13 protein-coding genes are annotated in these 16,042 nt (G+C 47.9%); 8 read left to right on the forward strand and 5 right to left on the reverse strand.

The window, feature by feature from the left end:
• Positions 1 to 166 precede the first annotated feature (166 nt).
• The 7 genes from MHB43_RS13270 to MHB43_RS13300 all read left to right on the forward strand — a co-directional run bounded on the left by MHB43_RS13270 (position 167) and on the right by MHB43_RS13300 (position 9,899).
• Positions 167 to 1,660 carry a rhamnulokinase family protein gene (locus MHB43_RS13270; protein WP_405132096.1) on the forward strand — a complete coding sequence of 498 codons (1,494 nt, stop codon included), beginning with the start codon at positions 167 to 169 and terminating at the stop codon, positions 1,658 to 1,660.
• Position 1,661: 1 nt separating this feature from the next.
• Positions 1,662 to 2,423, forward strand: coding sequence for a DeoR/GlpR family DNA-binding transcription regulator (locus MHB43_RS13275; RefSeq protein ID WP_221825011.1), 762 nt, complete (start codon positions 1,662 to 1,664; stop codon positions 2,421 to 2,423).
• 271 nt (positions 2,424 to 2,694) lie between these two features.
• Positions 2,695 to 3,423, forward strand: coding sequence for a (Fe-S)-binding protein (locus MHB43_RS13280; protein ID WP_221825009.1), 729 nt, complete (start codon positions 2,695 to 2,697; stop codon positions 3,421 to 3,423).
• Complete coding sequence (locus tag MHB43_RS13285) at positions 3,420 to 4,940, forward strand: LutB/LldF family L-lactate oxidation iron-sulfur protein (protein ID WP_221825007.1); 1,521 nt, start codon at positions 3,420 to 3,422, stop codon at positions 4,938 to 4,940. Before MHB43_RS13280 ends, MHB43_RS13285 begins: the two co-directional genes overlap by 4 nt.
• Entirely contained in the window at positions 4,930 to 5,655 is a 726-nt protein-coding gene (locus MHB43_RS13290) for an LUD domain-containing protein (protein ID WP_221825005.1), read from the forward strand. The genes MHB43_RS13285 and MHB43_RS13290 overlap by 11 nt, the downstream gene beginning before the upstream one ends.
• A gap of 215 nt (positions 5,656 to 5,870) precedes the next feature.
• Positions 5,871 to 6,425: a glutathione peroxidase gene (locus tag MHB43_RS13295; protein ID WP_221825003.1), complete on the forward strand. Its 555-nt coding sequence runs from the start codon at positions 5,871 to 5,873 to the stop codon at positions 6,423 to 6,425.
• A 300-nt stretch (positions 6,426 to 6,725) separates the two neighbouring features.
• Entirely contained in the window at positions 6,726 to 9,899 is a 3,174-nt protein-coding gene (locus MHB43_RS13300; RefSeq protein WP_405132097.1) for a bifunctional cytochrome P450/NADPH--P450 reductase, read from the forward strand.
• Between the two features lie 199 nt (positions 9,900 to 10,098).
• Here the strand turns inward: MHB43_RS13300 and MHB43_RS13305 are convergent, their stop codons facing one another.
• Positions 10,099 to 10,521 carry a hypothetical protein gene (locus tag MHB43_RS13305; protein WP_405132098.1) on the reverse strand — a complete coding sequence of 141 codons (423 nt, stop codon included), beginning with the start codon at positions 10,519 to 10,521 and terminating at the stop codon, positions 10,099 to 10,101.
• Positions 10,522 to 10,645: 124 nt separating this feature from the next.
• Here MHB43_RS13305 and MHB43_RS13310 point away from each other — a divergent pair, with 124 nt between their 5' ends.
• Positions 10,646 to 10,990 (forward strand): hypothetical protein, encoded by a 345-nt coding sequence (locus MHB43_RS13310; RefSeq protein WP_215075235.1) that lies wholly within the window; start codon positions 10,646 to 10,648, stop codon positions 10,988 to 10,990.
• Positions 10,991 to 11,161: 171 nt separating this feature from the next.
• Here the strand turns inward: MHB43_RS13310 and MHB43_RS13315 are convergent, their stop codons facing one another.
• Genes MHB43_RS13315 through MHB43_RS13330 form a run of 4 tightly spaced genes read right to left on the reverse strand, consistent with a single transcriptional unit; the run spans position 11,162 to position 15,967 of the window.
• Complete coding sequence (locus MHB43_RS13315; RefSeq protein WP_221824995.1) at positions 11,162 to 12,817, reverse strand: MGH1-like glycoside hydrolase domain-containing protein; 1,656 nt, start codon at positions 12,815 to 12,817, stop codon at positions 11,162 to 11,164.
• A gap of 23 nt (positions 12,818 to 12,840) precedes the next feature.
• Positions 12,841 to 14,169: an ABC transporter substrate-binding protein gene (locus MHB43_RS13320; protein ID WP_221824993.1), complete on the reverse strand. Its 1,329-nt coding sequence runs from the start codon at positions 14,167 to 14,169 to the stop codon at positions 12,841 to 12,843.
• A gap of 38 nt (positions 14,170 to 14,207) precedes the next feature.
• Positions 14,208 to 15,047 carry a carbohydrate ABC transporter permease gene (locus tag MHB43_RS13325; RefSeq protein ID WP_221824990.1) on the reverse strand — a complete coding sequence of 280 codons (840 nt, stop codon included), beginning with the start codon at positions 15,045 to 15,047 and terminating at the stop codon, positions 14,208 to 14,210.
• A gap of 5 nt (positions 15,048 to 15,052) precedes the next feature.
• Positions 15,053 to 15,967 carry a carbohydrate ABC transporter permease gene (locus MHB43_RS13330; protein WP_221825208.1) on the reverse strand — a complete coding sequence of 305 codons (915 nt, stop codon included), beginning with the start codon at positions 15,965 to 15,967 and terminating at the stop codon, positions 15,053 to 15,055.
• Between the last annotated feature and the right edge of the window lie 75 nt (positions 15,968 to 16,042).

Consider the following 16,042-nt stretch of genomic DNA (forward strand, 5'->3'; position numbering starts at 1 on the left):
AAGGGTATTCAAACGCTTACAATGGTGATATACTCGTAAAATAAAGTAAAACAGTATTAAACAAAAACAAACAAACAATAAATACAGAATAAAGTACAGGGTTACGGACTGAATCAAGAGATACCGTTTGGAAAATAGGATGGGTTCGAAAGGTTGGTGAAGCGCGGTGAGTGTGCTGGCTTATGATTTGGGCGCTGGGAGCGGGAGAGCGTTACTGGGACATCTGAATGATCGAGGGATCGAAACGAGCGAAATTCATCGGTTCAAGAATGAACCAGTGAAGGTTGGCGAGCGGATGCACTGGGATATTCTGCGATTGCATCATGAATTGTTGCAAGGGCTTACACTTGTGAAACAGCAGGGAGAAAAACCAGAGAGCCTGGGGATCGATTCGTGGGGCGTTGATTTTGGTCTGCTTGGCAGTAATGGTGAGTTGCTGGGTAACCCATATCATTACCGTGATACACAGTTTAACGGCATGATGGATCAGGTGCGCCAAGAGCTGAGCTCCCAGCGAATCTTCGAACGTACAGGGATTCAGTTTCTTAGCTTTAATACCTTGTATCAATTGGCGACACTTCAACGCAGCGGTTCCCCGTTACTTCATGAAGCAGAGCGTTTTCTCATGATTCCGGATTTACTACGTTATTTCCTGACCGGGGAAGCGGTGAATGAGTTTACCAATGCAACCACAACCCAATTATACAATCCATCAGCGGGGCAGTGGGATAGTGAGTTGCTGGCGCATATTCGCATTTCGGAGAAACTGTTTGGTGAAGCCGTGCTGCCAGGTACCCGTGTTGGACAATTGCGAAGCAGTATCTGTAACGATCTGGGATTGTCCCCGATTCCCGTGATCGCTGTTGCGGAGCATGATACGGGTTCAGCCGTTGTGGCTGTTCCTGCAACGGAACGTTCATTTGCTTATCTGAGCTGTGGAACCTGGTCCCTGATGGGTACGGAGATAGATCATCCTGCGATAAGTAGCCAGAGTCTGGCCTTGAACTTCACGAATGAAGGCGGGGCGGGCGGAACATTCCGTCTGCTGAAGAACATTATGGGCTTATGGATTTTGCAGGAAAGCATGCGGGAGTGGGACCGCCAGGGGCAGGGAATTAGCTATGATGTGTTATTGGCAAAGGCCGAACAGGCACCTCCATTTGCTAGTTTGTTTGACCCGGATGATGAACTGTTCATGCCCGCAGGAGATATGACGAAGCGTATACGTCAGTATTGCCGTGATACAGGGCAAGTGGTACCAGAGGATCAGGGGGCTATTGCCCGGGCAATTCTGGAGAGTCTGGCATTGAAGTATAGGAGAGTTCTGGAATGGACGGAGCAATTGTCGGGTCAGATGTTCAACGGATTGCATATGGTCGGTGGAGGCATCCAGAACCGCCTGTTATGTCAGTGGACTGCAAATTCCATTGGCAAGCCGGTATGGGCAGGTCCGGCAGAGGGAAGTGCCATCGGGAATATGGCTGTGCAATGGATGGCGAGCGGAGCTTTTAAAGAGATCTGGGAGGCTCGTAAGGCCATTCGAGATTCATTTCCGGTAACTACGTATGAGCCGCAGGACAAGTCAATCTGGGAAGATGCTTACGGCAGATTTCTGCGTGTGACGGCTTCATCCAATTCACAAGCGGGGAGTGAGGTGTAACATGCTGGCAGCCGAGCGGTATGACCGAATTGTGGAGATGGTGAACGTAAAGGGCAGTATGCGTGTATCCGAGCTTAGTGAGCGCTGCCGGGTGACGGAGGAAACCATCCGGCGGGACCTGGATCGGCTGGAACAGGCAGGGCGACTGCGCCGATCTCACGGTGGTGCAGTGAGTGTGAAGGAAGATCAACCGGAGATCCCTTACCGGATCAGGGAGACAACACATGCGGAAGAGAAAAAGCGGATTGCACAAGCGGCTCTGGCGATGATTAATCCGGGTGATCGCATTCTGTTGGATGCCAGCACAACGGCAGGTTATATGGCAGCGAATATGCCGGATTTCCCGCTGACGGTCTTAACCAATTCGATTCAAATCGCCACTGAACTCAGCAGCCGTGACAAGGTTGAGGTCATCTCAACAGGGGGGCAGCTGGCATCGCGCTCGTTATCTTTTGTTGGGCCGCTGGCGGAGCGTTCTCTGGAAACGTATCACGTGGATAAAATGTTTATGTCGTGCAAAGGTGTACATCTCGAAGGTGGCGGAATCAGTGAATCCAATGAACTCCAGGCAAGGCTGAAGCAGAAGATGGTTGGCATTTCCGATCAGGTCATCTTACTTGCAGATGCCAGTAAATTTGGTGTCCGTGCTTTCGCCCGGGTATCCGGGTTAAATGCAGTCCATATGATCGTTACCGATCAGCCATTGGAGGCTGAACAGACAGACCGGTTGAGCGGATACGACATAGGGATCATTACAGTTTAAGATTTTAGAATTTACTTATATTAATTGAACTAAACATTTACACGAAACGGAGAGGACAGAAATAACTTGAAGAAGCGAAGCTAAAAGCTTTCTGAAAGAAAGCTGCATCGGAAGCATATACTGCGCCTTTATCCCCGGATTTTACCCTTACAAAAGTAAATTAAAAAATCTGGGGATAACAGCGATCGGAAGGTTATTCTGTCATCGGAGTGTCCAGTGTAAATATTCTTAGTCAATTCATCTACTAATCAGTTAATAGGAGCGTGTAATTATGAAGGTCTCCTTATTCATTACCTGCCTCAGCGATGCCATCTATCCCCGAGTGGGGGAGGCTATGGTCAGATTGCTCGCGGCTCATGGTGTTCGGCTGGATTTTCCGCCGAATCAGACCTGCTGCGGTCAGCCTTCCTACAATAGCGGGTACTGGGATGAGACTCGGGTAGCGGCCAAGACCATTCTTGAAGCGTTTGACGACAGTGATTTTGTGGTATGTCCTTCGGGATCGTGTACGTACATGATTCATCATTATCCCGAACTGTTCGCGGATGAACCAGTATGGTTGGAGAAGGCAAAACGATTGGAAGCCAAAGCTTATGAGTTTACTCAATTCCTCGTTCAAGTACTCGGGATAACCGATCTGGGCGCACATTTTCCGCACAAAGTAACCTATCATCCATCCTGTCATGGTAGCCGTTTGCTGGGTGTAAAGGATGAACCGATGGCGCTGCTCTCTCAGGTGAAAGGACTGGAATTGGTTCCACTCCCATTTGCTGAGGATTGTTGTGGGTTTGGAGGTACGTTTGCCATCAAAATGTCCGATATTTCAGGAGCGATGGTGACGGAGAAAGTCGATCATGTCAAAGAGACACAAGCCGAAGTACTGGTTGGGCTGGATATGGCCTGTCTGATGAATATCGCAGGTAATCTGCGTTATCGGAATGAACCGGTGCGTGTGATGCATCTGGCGGAACTACTGTATGAGGGGGTGCGAACAGGATGAGCCAACCGGGAGTTATGGATACGACGGTCAAAGAACGTGCCGGACTGGCCTTGAATGATGATTTTCTGCGTAAAGCGGTCAAATTCACGACAGAACGATTGCGTAACGGGAAGAAGTCTGCCTCAGAAGAACATGGAAATTGGGATGAATGGCGGGAGCGTGGCCGTCAGATTCGTCTGCACACAATTGCATATCTGGATTATTACCTAAATGAATTTGTGAATAACGCCCGTGCGAACGGGGTTCATATTCATTTTGCAGATACATCGGTGGAAGCAGCGGCAATTGCGCTGGATATTGCGGCGCATAAACAGGCTTCTACGGTGGTGAAATCCAAATCGATGGTGTCGGAGGAAGTGCATCTGAATCATGTGCTGGAGTCGGCGGGCATTGAAGCCATCGAGACGGACCTGGGTGAATATATCATTCAGTTGGCAGGCGAAGCTCCATCTCATATTGTCATTCCAGCCATCCATAAGAACCGCTACCAGATTGCCGAGTTGTTATCCAAGGAAGCGGGTGAAATTCTGGAGCCGGATACAACGGTACTTGCCGGATTTGTTCGCAAAAAGCTGCGCGAGAAGTTCCTCGAAGCAGATATCGGCATGACCGGCTGCAATTTTGCGATTGCAGAGACAGGTTCCATGGTTTTGTTCGAAAATGAAGGTAATGCCCGTATGGTATCCACTGTTCCCAAAACGCAGATTACACTGATGGGCATGGAGCGAATCATCCCGTCGTGGACGGATCTGGAGGTCATGGCAACCTTGTTACCACGCTCCGCAACAGGTCAGAAACTAACGATGTACATGTCAGGCATCACAGGTCCGCGTCGTACAGCGGATGGAGATGGACCAGATGAAATGCACATTATTATCGTGGACAACGGTCGATCCCTACAGCTTGGTGATCCTGAATTCCAGGAGTTGTTGAATTGTATTCGCTGTGGTGCTTGTCTGAATGCTTGTCCAGTATATCGTCATATTGGAGGTCATGCCTATGGTGGCACCTATAGTGGTCCGATTGGCGCGGTACTGACACCTGCACTCAATGGCAACATTGATGAATGGAACGATATTGCGGGTGCTTCGAGTCTGTGCGGAGCCTGTTATGAAGCATGTCCAGTTAAAATTCCGCTGCATGATATGCTCGTTTATTTACGTAGGCGTAAAGTGGAAGACGGCCATGGAAACAAAATGGAAAGCATGGGCATGAAGGGATTTGCCGCTGTTGTATCCAATTCCAAACGTTTCAGTGCGGCCATACGTCTGGGACAGATCGGGCAGAAGGCAGTTGTACGCAACAACGGCATTTCTCTCAAATTGGGACCACTTAAAGGCTGGAACAATTATCGGGTTGCGCCAAGCCTCGCCAAGAAATCCTTCCGGCAACAATGGAACAAGCTGGATCAGGAACTGAACCAAGAGCAACCGGCCATGGATTCTTCTGTTCGCAGTCGCATGGAGCAAATTATTCGTGAACGAGAGGAAGGGGAGGGTACTAAGCATGGTCACTGAACATCAGCAATGGCTGGCACAATTGGAGAAGAAGTCCATGGAGAAACAGGAGCAGTTCATGAATGACATTGCTTCGAAATTGAAGAGACCAAGGCAACGCCATGCGCCGACCCAACCCTTTCGGGGAGCACCCGACTTTTGGACTGAACTGGAATGGGATGAAGAGAAGCGTATTCAAGCATTTACGGATAACTTTGTGAGTGTAGGCGCACACATTGCCCGGGTTCAGAACATGGAAGAAGTGTCTCAATTTATAGCCAACAAATCTCATGAACTGAGTGCCAAATATATCATTCGGCAGAATGAACAGGCGTTACAGGATCTCGGATTGGAAGAGCAGCTTCCGGATGTACAGATCTCAGTGTGGAATAGTCAGGCTGATGAGAACTGGAAGGCTCGGGCAGCTGAGGCAGATATCGGTGTGGTCATGGCGGATTATGCAACAGCATACACAGGCTCGGTCACTGTACTTTCTTCACCGGAAAAAGGTCGTTCAGTCAGTCTACTGCCTACGGTACTCATCATCATTATTCCAGTGGACCGACTGTACACCAGACTGGGTGAGACGCTGGATCGATTTGACGAAGCGGGAAGAGAGAATCTTCCGGCAGGCATTCACTTTATTTCCGGGCCAAGCCGATCTTCCGATATTGAAAATGATTTAACCATTGGGGTACACGGACCAGGCATTGTATATGGTTTAATTATGGGTTAACGGTGTGCTGAGTGTGATGGCGCATCATGATTTTGATAACTGTCCGAGATGCAGTATTTGACTGCTGAGGGCAGTTTTTTATTTGGCCTGCTATAGTTAAAAACTATTATAATTATATCAATTATATATTTTACCTATTAATGGTGGAGGTGTATAATCCATCTCAAGAGAGAATTCATATGAGATACAAAAGAGAAAGAGGAGGATGAATACAGATGAGTATATTTTCTTACCAAGTTCCGTTTATGGATGGACATAACGGTGATTTTTCTGCTTTTAAAGGGAAGGTTCTGCTTATTGTGAATACAGCAAGTCGGTGCAGCTACTCGCGTCAATTCAGTGAACTTCAGCAGATGTATGAGAAATATGGTGATCAGGGGCTGGAGATTCTGGCGTTCCCTTGTAATCAGTTTAACGACAAAGAACCTGGTAGTAGTGCTGAGGTAGCCGAGTATTGCAGAAGTCAGTTTCAGATATCCTTTCCGATTTTGGAGAAGGTTGAGGTCGTTGGGCAATCGATGCATCCGTTGTTCCGTTACCTGATTGAAGAATCGCCGTTTCAAGGTTATGATCTGGACACAAAGGAAGGACAGTGGATGGACACTTTTGTGAAGGAGAAGCATCCAGAATTGTATCAAGGGGACGGGATCAAATGGAATTTTACCAAATTCCTGATTGATCGCAGTGGGAACGTCCATGGCCGTTATGAAACGACAGTTGCTCCATTAGAGATGGAGTTGGCTATTCAGAATCTATTAAAGAATACATAAGTATACCTTAATCCCTGTCCTGAGGTCCTATGACTTTGGGACTGTTGAAGATTGGAACTGGAAATGTTAGGGTAAAAGAAGATAACGAAGTCATCCATTTTTTTTAATCAAAAATGACCAATATACCATTTCAGTCAGTTAGTTCTTTAAATGGTTTTATCGTTATCTGGATGAAATATGAAAATGTGCAAAAAATAACTTGAATCTGTTGATCTGAAGAGTAAGTGTAATCGCGTCTGTAAACCAAGTCATAATTTTTTAGTTGTAGAACTCTTAACTTGGAAAGAAGGAGTGAGTGTCATGCCACCAATTTCAGTGCCTCAACCAAAAACATTTGGCCCATTGGGCAATTTGCCGCAATTGAATTTTGAAGAGCCGGTGCAATCCTTGGTAAAACTTGCTGAAGAATATGGACCGATCTTTCGTATGGAGTACCCCGGGCGAAGTGAATTGTATATTTCAGGTCACGAACTGGTCGCCGAGGTAACAGATGAATCCAAATTCGACAAACGTGTGTGGGCCCCCCTTGCGAAGGTTCGTGCATTTGCAGGAGATGGACTATTTACGAGTTGGACCGATGAGCCGAATTGGAAAAAAGCCCATAACGTACTGCTGCCAAGTTTCAGTCAACGTGCCATGCAGGGATATCACAACAAAATGATTGATCTGGCTGTGCAGCTGGTTCAGAAATGGTCACGATTGAACCCGGATGAGACGGTTAACGTTCCGGATGATATGACACGTCTTACGCTCGACACGATTGGCCTGTGTGGGTTCAACTATCGGTTTAACAGCTTCTATCGGGAAGAACCACATCCATTCATTACGAGCATGGTTCGTGCGTTGGATGAATCCATGAGTTCATTGCAGCGACTACGTCTGCAAGACAAGCTAATGATCACCAAAAAGAAACAGTTTGAACAGGATATCCGTTCCATGTTCTCCTTGGTGGATCACATTATTGCTGAGCGTAAAGAGAAACCGCAGGAAGGGGCAGATGATCTGTTGTCCCACATGCTCAGCGGCAAGGACCCGGATACAGGAGAAACACTGGATGATGAGAACATCCGTTATCAGATTATTACATTCCTGATTGCTGGACATGAGACCACAAGTGGGCTGTTATCCTTCGCCGTTTATTATCTGATGAAGAATCCGGATACGCTGGCTAAAGCCCAAGCTGAGGTGGATCAGATTCTGAAAAATCCGGTTCCCACGTACAACCAGGTTCGCAATCTGAAGTACGTTCGCATGGTTTTGAATGAAGCATTGCGGTTATGGCCTACGGCCCCGGCATTTTCTCTGTATGCAAAAGAGGACACGGTACTTGCGGGTCAATATCCTTTGCAAAAAGGAGACAGCGTCAGTGTACTTATTCCCAAGCTGCATCGTGACCGCGAAGCATGGGGAGACGACGTAGAGGAATTCCGCCCGGAACGGTTCGAAGATCCGAGCAAAGTGCCGCATGATGCCTATAAACCTTTTGGTAATGGTCAAAGGGCCTGTATTGGTCAGCAGTTTGCACTTCAGGAAGCAACGCTGGTACTGGGCATGGTGTTGAAGCATTTTGACTTCATAGATCATTCTGATTATCAGTTAAAGGTGAAAGAAACGCTGACACTTAAACCGGATAACTTCACAATTCGGGTACGTGCGCGTGGGGGGCAGCCAGTCATGGCCGTTCCGGGTGTAGCGGTCGAAGAACCAAAGCCGGTTGCCAAAAGAACGGAGCCGGATGCAGCGAATGCCCACCACACACCGATGCTTGTTCTGTACGGTTCCAATCTGGGTACCGCTGAAGGCATTGCACGTGAAATTGCGGATACCGCCAGATATCAGGGTTTCCGGAGTGAGGTCGCTACGCTGGATGATCGTGTTGGCAAACTGCCAAAGGAGGGTGCCGTCATTATTGTCAGTGCATCCTATAACGGTCAGCCGCCAAGTAATGCCAAGATGTTTGTCGAGTGGATTGAACATGCGGATGCCAATGAATTCAAAGGGGTGCGTTTCGCCGTTCTTGGATGCGGTGACCACAACTGGGCCAGCACCTATCAGCGTATTCCGCGTTTAATAGATGAACAGTTATCTTCCAGAGGAGCAGAGCGGTTATCACCGCTGGGTGAGTCAGATGCCAGCGGTGATTTTGAGAAACAGGTGGGGGATTGGACGGAGCAACTATGGCCGGATCTCGCACGAACGATGGGACTGAAGCTAAATACAACCTCCAATAGCGAACGCAGTTCACTATCTGTACAGTTTGTCAGTGGGCTCGCCGTAACACCGCTTGCGGATACGTATGATGCCCATGTAGCGGAAGTACTGGAGAACAGAGAGCTTCACGACGCAGGCAGTGAACGCAGTACACGTCACCTGGAGATCAAATTGCCTGAAGGCATAACCTACAAGGAAGGGGATCATCTGGGTATTCTGCCGCAGAATCCACCGGAGCTGGTGGAACGTGTATTGCGTCGTTATGGATTCACCGGAACGGAGCATCTCGTTCTGGATGCATCTGGTCGAAGTGCCGCGCATCTGCCGCTGCATCAACCGGTTAACCTGTATGATCTGCTTAGTCATAGCGTTGAGCTTCAGGAGGCGGCAACTCGTGCGCAACTGAGAGAAATGGCAGCATACACCGTATGTCCACCGCATAAGAAGGAGCTTGAAGCGCTGCTTGATGAATCTGTGTATATGGATGAAGTGCGGAACAAACGGATCTCCATGCTGGATTATCTGGTGAAATATGAGGCATGTGAACTGCCGTTTGAGCGTTTCCTTGAATTACTGCCTTCATTAAAAGCCAGATATTATTCGATCTCCAGTTCACCGCGTGTTCAGCCCGATCAAGCGAGTATTACGGTCAGTGTTGTGCGTGCCCCGGCATGGAGTGGGCAGGGAGAATACAGAGGTATTGCGTCCAACTATCTGGCTAACCTGAAGTCGGGTGATGAGATCGTGATGTTTACGCGGACACCGGAATCCGGGTTTCAACTGCCGGAGGATGCACAGGTTCCCGTCATCATGGTAGGTCCGGGTACAGGTGTTGCTCCATTCCGAGGTTTCTTGCAGGCAAGGCATGTATTGAAGGAACAAGGCCAAGAGGTTGGCGAAGCCCATCTGTACTTTGGATGCCGGAACCCTGAGCATGATTATCTGTACAAAAATGAACTGGAAGCAGCCCAGCAAGAAGGGCTTGTGAAACTTCATACGGCCTTCTCCCGTGTAGACGGGGAGGAGAAATGTTATGTACAGCATCTGATGAGAGACGATGCCCATCATCTGATTCCTTTGCTTGAAGAGGGTGCGCATCTGTATATCTGCGGTGATGGCAGCAAGATGGCACCTGATGTGGAAGCTACACTCCAGCATGCGTACGCTGATATTCATGGCAAGTCCGCGAAAGAAGCAGAAGACTGGCTTAATCAGCTTCAGCAGGAAGGTCGTTATGCCAAGGATGTGTGGACAGGCATCTGATGTACACATGTGAAGGTTCAGCTTGATCCGTAACTGGCTGAGCGGTGAGATACAGAAGCAGTTCTGTTCTCACCGCTTTTTGACATAAAATGATTCTTCAGCAGATGAGTGGTTGCATGGGTTATAATTATATATTGGAAGGGAGCACCCGTATGCAGACATTTGGGAACCTTTGTATGGCTTGCAAAAAGAACCAGCTTTACTTCCGCCTACAAGGTCGTTTCAGTTTTTTTCTTCCGACGGTTGGTCGATAGATCGACTCAACGCTGGAGAGAGGAAATAAAATACGGGAAGGGACTCTGCCTTTTCCCTGGAGTTCAAGATAATTCAGTCCCACGCCCACAAGTCTGATATTGTTAAATGCATTCCTGGAAGGGAAAGTCGTGCGGATTCCCACTCTGACGCCTCGCCGTGTTCGAGGAATATCGAATACCCGAATGGAATTCAGACTGAGTGGAATGAATAACTGCCGGTTTACTTTGATAAACTGCCTTGGATAGACACGACGAATACGTCCCGGTTCCAAGCCGGAGAGTGGAGTATTCAGTTCTGCAAGGTGCCCCTGGAGTTCTGCCAGACGCTGCTGAAGTGTTTTTCCAGTATGGAGATGCTGCCAGCTCATAAGTATTCCTCCGTTCGCCATTTGTACCTAGTATATGAAGGAACGGGGTAGGAAGGTGTACGTTTGATAGCCCATGTTCGTTACGGCTAACGGGGTTTCATTTTATAATAGAGGAGTGATTCACATGATCGTAGAGATGTATAAAGATCTCATTCAGGATGAGCGTGGCAATTATTATCTGGCAGTACAGATGGATGGTAATGAGCTTACGCTTGTTAATGCATTCGTTGAAGCGGCATTCACACCTGAACTGATCTACAATGAAGAGTTTCGTACCAAACATAAAGAGATGGAAGGTGGGTTTGTAGGCAAAATTGCGATGGACCTGCTCAGGCACGATGTGGTCATGGGGATGAAGCAAATCGACCGCAAGCTGTTGAACCTGTCGGATGTGGAACAGCAGTTCACGGTAAATTATATTGATACGATTGAATTTTATCGTCACCCGGCGTGGAACCGGAAGGTGTAAGGCGAAACTCATCTCTACTGTAACCAGAGAGAGAATGATTTCCGAAGTGGTAGTCAATTTCTATCTTGTGTCCTTATGAATAAGAAATAAAGAGATGTAAACGCGCAAAAGGGAAAAGCGCAAGTGCAGGGGCAGTAACCCTCCGCAACTTGCGTTTTTACATACAAACAATTAACGATACGTAGGATGGATGATGCCAATATCGCGTTCAGTTTTCAAATTTCCATCAGCGTAACGCTGCATTTCATTTCCTTTGATCCGAATCGGGATACACTCCCCTTGATAGTAAAGCTCCCCCTCGACGGTACGAACGGTCATTCCGATGACTGCCTCCAGATGCCCACTATGATCCGTTACAAGCCGAATCCCTGAGGGGCCGTCCAGATGAACCTTGCCTTCCAGATATACCGTCATGCGATCTGGCGTGTTGACCAATTCATAACCTACTCCGTTGACTTTTCGGCTATAAGCCGTGTTGCCAGATATGATCTCACCATGATCCATGTCGATGGGGAGCAGTCCGGTAAACCAGAGCTGATTCGATCCAACAGGCATAATTCCGCATAGTCGCTCCACATAATCAAGGAGACAGAGGATGGAGGGTGAGTAAGTCTCGGTAAAACCTTGTTCTCCGGTCCATGGGCTTAGTACCTGACCAAATCGCTTATCTTTGGATAGCGCGGACAAGATTGGCTGCATTACCCAGGTTAGCTCCACATATCGGTGATGATACTCAAATGCGTGTGGTGCCCGGATCAGACTCAGGAAATTGGATGCCCCTCCCCAGCTGTTATAGGAGGAAAAGGGATCAAATCTGGGATCATCCATTGAAATCGATGTAAACGGGTATTTAGCGAAAAACTTGCTTGTATTCAACAGGTACCGACGCAGTAGGTTATCGAACAATTCACGGTCGCCCACCTCGCAGGCCATCACGCGAAGCAGCACATCGGATTGGACTCGGACCATGTCGTCATTGCGGTCCCGATCATAGAAGAACATATCCTGTTCGTCGTAACAATAACGGAAGAGACTTTCCAGGCTGGACTGGGCTTTTGCTTTCCAATCCGTTCCCGATTCTCCAAGCTCCTCCGCCATACGGGACAGATACATGCGCTGACAATAGATATTGGCAGTCAGATCTGGTGCCAGAAAAGGCAGAATCGGAGAATCCGGGTGATAGGCAGAGGCATCATTCATGTAAGGTGTATCCGGAACATGCCAGAAACGGGGGGATAAGTCATGTCCGGTGTCAAACGTACTGAAGGCCTCTACACAGCCAGTTCCTCGGGTATTACGGTTGCGTGCAATCCACTCATCGTAACGAACCATAGCCTTATACATCGTGTTCAGGAAAGGCGACTGCTTCCCGTGATTGCCATGAAGCTGATAGTGGTTCCATACACTCCGTGCCAGTGGAGTGACCAACTGGATTTGCCGGAAAGAGGGCCCGTTTGCCGTGAGTTTATACGGGAACAATCCATCTTCTCTTTGCTGCTCTGCAAATGCAAGGTAAGTTGTTTCGGACACGGAAGGCAGCAGGCGAGACAGCAGCTCCGCATTGATGGTACCTGTACTCTCTAACCAACATCCCAGATAGATGCCACCTTCTTGTAAAATAGGATTACTGTCTCCCATGGGCAGGATGCAAGCAAGCAATTTCTCTACTGCTGCATAATACGTAGCTTCCAGTTGTCCGCCCGATGCCGCAAACCGGATACCCGACGCATGCCATTCCTGTAACAAATGCTGATCTTCCGGTTTTACTGGCTGAACTTGATCCATAATCGAAATGTTGCGTAGCCGATTCACTATCTCTTCTGTCATATGGTCCTCCTCACAGCGTCTGCTTATTGATTCGATTCAAAGATACGAACGGTTCCGTTATAGAAGTCGGAGACAGCTTGCTCCACACTTTTTCGTCCAAATCCGATCTCTTGATTCGTCGTCTGAGCTAACTTGGAGAACTCTGCAAATCCAGGTGGGTTGTAACTCACGTCAAAAGGTTCTGTCTTCGTTGCTTCAGAGACAAGGTTTGTATAGTTATAGACAATCTCCTCCACAGGGCCTGCACCTTCCTGAAGAAGATTTCGGTTGGCTTCCGTAACGGGCACACCACGGTCATTACCGAGGATTTTGGCTGCTTCAGGATCATGAATCCAGAAGTCCATTAATATGGCCACTTCCTTCGGATGTTTGGTATTTGCGTAACCTGATAATCCCTGACTGGATTCAAATACAACACCCGTTCCTTTAGGGCCTCGTGGTACAGGGAGCAGCACCAAAGGATCTTCCGTCAAGCTCTGGAATGCAGCGAGTTGGTTGGATGGCAGTAGAGTCATGGCTGCTTTGCCTGTGATCAACAGGGACTTACTGGTGTCATCATGCGGGTTGGATACCTGCAATTCCGGTGTGACTACACCGCCGGATGCCGAAGTCTTTTCCCAATATTGGAACCATTCCAGAATATCTTCCTTGGCGAATCCAAGTGTACCGTTTTTCATGTCATACAGTTGTTTACCCCTTTGTTTTAGATAAATATCCATCCCGTCGACGGTAAAATTGTACGTTCCATAGAAGCCGTCTCCGAGCTTGTCGGACAACTCCTTGCTGATGGAGGCATACTCTGCCCAGTCCCAATCCGAAGCTGGCAAAGGCACGCCGGCTTTTTCAAAGAGTGCCTTGTTAATAACAATTCCCCGTGCGTTTGCACCAGCAGAAATATGTTGTAACTTCCCGTCGAGACGTCCGTATTCGATCATGGTTTCATCCATACCGTCCAGATTCAGTTCGTTGCCAACATATGGGTCCAGGTTAAGCAGGACATCTTTTTTGGCATAATCCACGACATTTCCACCAAGGAAAAAGAGATCCGGTGCTGTGCCTGATGCCAACTGGGTATTCAGCTTGTCGAAATACCCGGAGGAAGGTGCAAATTCACCTGAAATTTTAATATCCGGATGTTTTGCCTGAAAGATCTTCAGCGCTTCATTCGTAATATCTGCCCGTTTCTGGTCACCCCACCACATGATGCGAAGTTCGACCTGTCCGCCCTCGGTTGTTCCATTATCATTACCATTGCCTGCATTATCATTAGCCCCTGTATGGTCGGTTCCAGAGCAAGCTGTTACGAAAAACAAAAGTGAAGTGATCATACCAATCATGAAACGTTTGATCATGGATAATCCCCCTGTCTATTGATATGAGAAGCATGTTGTTACTTCAGACCTGTTGTTGCAATGCCCTCAAGGAAATATCGCTGAAACAATAAAAAGATGAGGGTCACGGGAAGCAGTGACAGGGTGGACATGGCGAGTAATGCACCCCAATCGGATTGTCCTGACGGATCGAAGAGAGATCGGATGCCCAGCTGCACGGTGAACAGATCAATTTTGCTCAGATAGATCATCTGGCTGAAAAAATCATCCCAGCTCCACAGGAAGGTGAAGATCGCTGTTGTAATCAGGGCCGGAACGAGCAGAGGCACTACGATTCGGAAAAAGATCTGTGATTGCCCGCAACCGTCAATATTTGCACTCTCGTCCAGCTCCCGCGGTATACCGCGTATGAATTGAACCATAAGCAAGATGAAGAAAGAATCCTGCGCAAGCCACTTAGGCAGAATCAGCGGGAAATACGTATTAATCCATTGAAGCTCATTATAGAGAATGTACTGAGGTACCAGAGTAACATGGTAAGGCAACATAATCGTGACCAACATCATGCTGAACCACAGGCCTTTGAATCTGAACTTTAGTCTGGAGAAAGCAAATGCTGCAAGGGAACAGGAGATCACATTACCTAACACACTCATGACCGAGATCAGCACGGAGTTGCCGAAGAAACGGCCGAAGGAGATACCTTGCAGACCTTTCCAGCCATTAATATAGTGCTCCAGCGTGAAACTGGTAGGGAAAAGATTGCTACTGGTGAAAATGAGATGGTTCGGTTTAAACGAACTGAGAATCAACCATAGTACTGGATATAACATCAGCAGACCGAAGAGTATAATGGCGGCATGCCTCCCTGCCTGAACCAGTTGTCGTTTGATTGGCATATGCATTACCTTCCTTCCTGATTATCCCCGTAGAACACCCAAAATCGGGATGTAACAAAGACGATTGCGGTGAATACCCCGATAATGATTAACATGATCCAAGCCAGAGCCGAAGCATAACCCATATCAAAGAACGAGAAACCTTTCAGATACAGATACAAGGTATAGAACATTGTTGCGTCGAGTGGACCCCCGCGGCCATCTCCGATCACGTAAGCTGGTGTAAACGCCTGGAATGAATTAATCATGCTCATGATCAGGTTAAAAAAAATAACGGGGGAGAGCATGGGCAGGGTAATTCCGAAAAATTGACGTATCTTTCCCGCTCCATCGACATCGGACGCTTCATATAAGTCTGCGGGGATCTGCTTCAGGCCCGCAAGAAAGATGACCATGGCAGACCCGAATTGCCACACGGATAGTGTGATGATGGTATAGACTACATAATCCGGATGCGCAATCCAGGATGGACCTGAGATACCAAACCAGCTTAAAAACTGGTTGACCAGACCGTTCCCCTCAAAAAGTTGACGCCAGACGATTGCAATCGCGACACTGCCGCCCAATAGAGAAGGGATGTAATATACGGTCCGGTAGATGCCAAGGGCTCGAATACCTTTGTTCAGTGCCATCGCCACCAGTAAAGCAAAAGCAAGCCTTAGTGGGACAGATAGAAAAACATAATAAAACGTCAGCCCGAGTGACCTGCGAAAAGTATCGTCCTCGGTAAAGATGTGAACATAATTGCTAAGTCCAGTCCAAGTCGGTGATGACAGCAGATTGAATTTGGTCATGGATAAGTACAGGGACGCAACCATCGGTCCAAGTGTCAGACAGAAGAGTCCGATCAGCCAGGGCAGAAGAAACAAGTAGGCTGTAGTATTCTGCTGACCGTATAAGGGTTTGGTCTGTTTTCTCATCATGTGCCTCCCTTCTGAATGGTTAAGAATAATGGTTACCAGATATGAATCCGCTTACAACATATAGCGTTCTCT

Source organism: Paenibacillus sp. FSL H8-0317 (genome assembly GCF_045040685.1).
GTDB lineage: Bacteria > Bacillota > Bacilli > Paenibacillales > Paenibacillaceae > Paenibacillus.

What these genes read in the sequence shown, in the direction of transcription:
- MHB43_RS13275 (WP_221825011.1), top strand. Translation starts at nt 1,662, where the DNA reads ATGCTGGCAGCCGAGCGGTATGACCGAATTGTGGAGATGGTGAACGTA.
- MHB43_RS13280 (WP_221825009.1), top strand. Translation starts at nt 2,695, where the DNA reads ATGAAGGTCTCCTTATTCATTACCTGCCTCAGCGATGCCATCTATCCC.
- MHB43_RS13285 (WP_221825007.1), top strand. Translation starts at nt 3,420, where the DNA reads ATGAGCCAACCGGGAGTTATGGATACGACGGTCAAAGAACGTGCCGGA.
- MHB43_RS13290 (WP_221825005.1), top strand. Translation starts at nt 4,930, where the DNA reads ATGGTCACTGAACATCAGCAATGGCTGGCACAATTGGAGAAGAAGTCC.
- MHB43_RS13295 (WP_221825003.1), top strand. Translation starts at nt 5,871, where the DNA reads ATGAGTATATTTTCTTACCAAGTTCCGTTTATGGATGGACATAACGGT.
- MHB43_RS13300 (WP_405132097.1), top strand. Translation starts at nt 6,726, where the DNA reads ATGCCACCAATTTCAGTGCCTCAACCAAAAACATTTGGCCCATTGGGC.
- MHB43_RS13305 (WP_405132098.1), bottom strand. Translation starts at nt 10,521, where the DNA reads ATGAGCTGGCAGCATCTCCATACTGGAAAAACACTTCAGCAGCGTCTG.
- MHB43_RS13310 (WP_215075235.1), top strand. Translation starts at nt 10,646, where the DNA reads ATGATCGTAGAGATGTATAAAGATCTCATTCAGGATGAGCGTGGCAAT.
- MHB43_RS13315 (WP_221824995.1), bottom strand. Translation starts at nt 12,817, where the DNA reads ATGACAGAAGAGATAGTGAATCGGCTACGCAACATTTCGATTATGGAT.
- MHB43_RS13320 (WP_221824993.1), bottom strand. Translation starts at nt 14,169, where the DNA reads ATGATCAAACGTTTCATGATTGGTATGATCACTTCACTTTTGTTTTTC.
- MHB43_RS13325 (WP_221824990.1), bottom strand. Translation starts at nt 15,047, where the DNA reads ATGCCAATCAAACGACAACTGGTTCAGGCAGGGAGGCATGCCGCCATT.
- MHB43_RS13330 (WP_221825208.1), bottom strand. Translation starts at nt 15,967, where the DNA reads ATGAGAAAACAGACCAAACCCTTATACGGTCAGCAGAATACTACAGCC.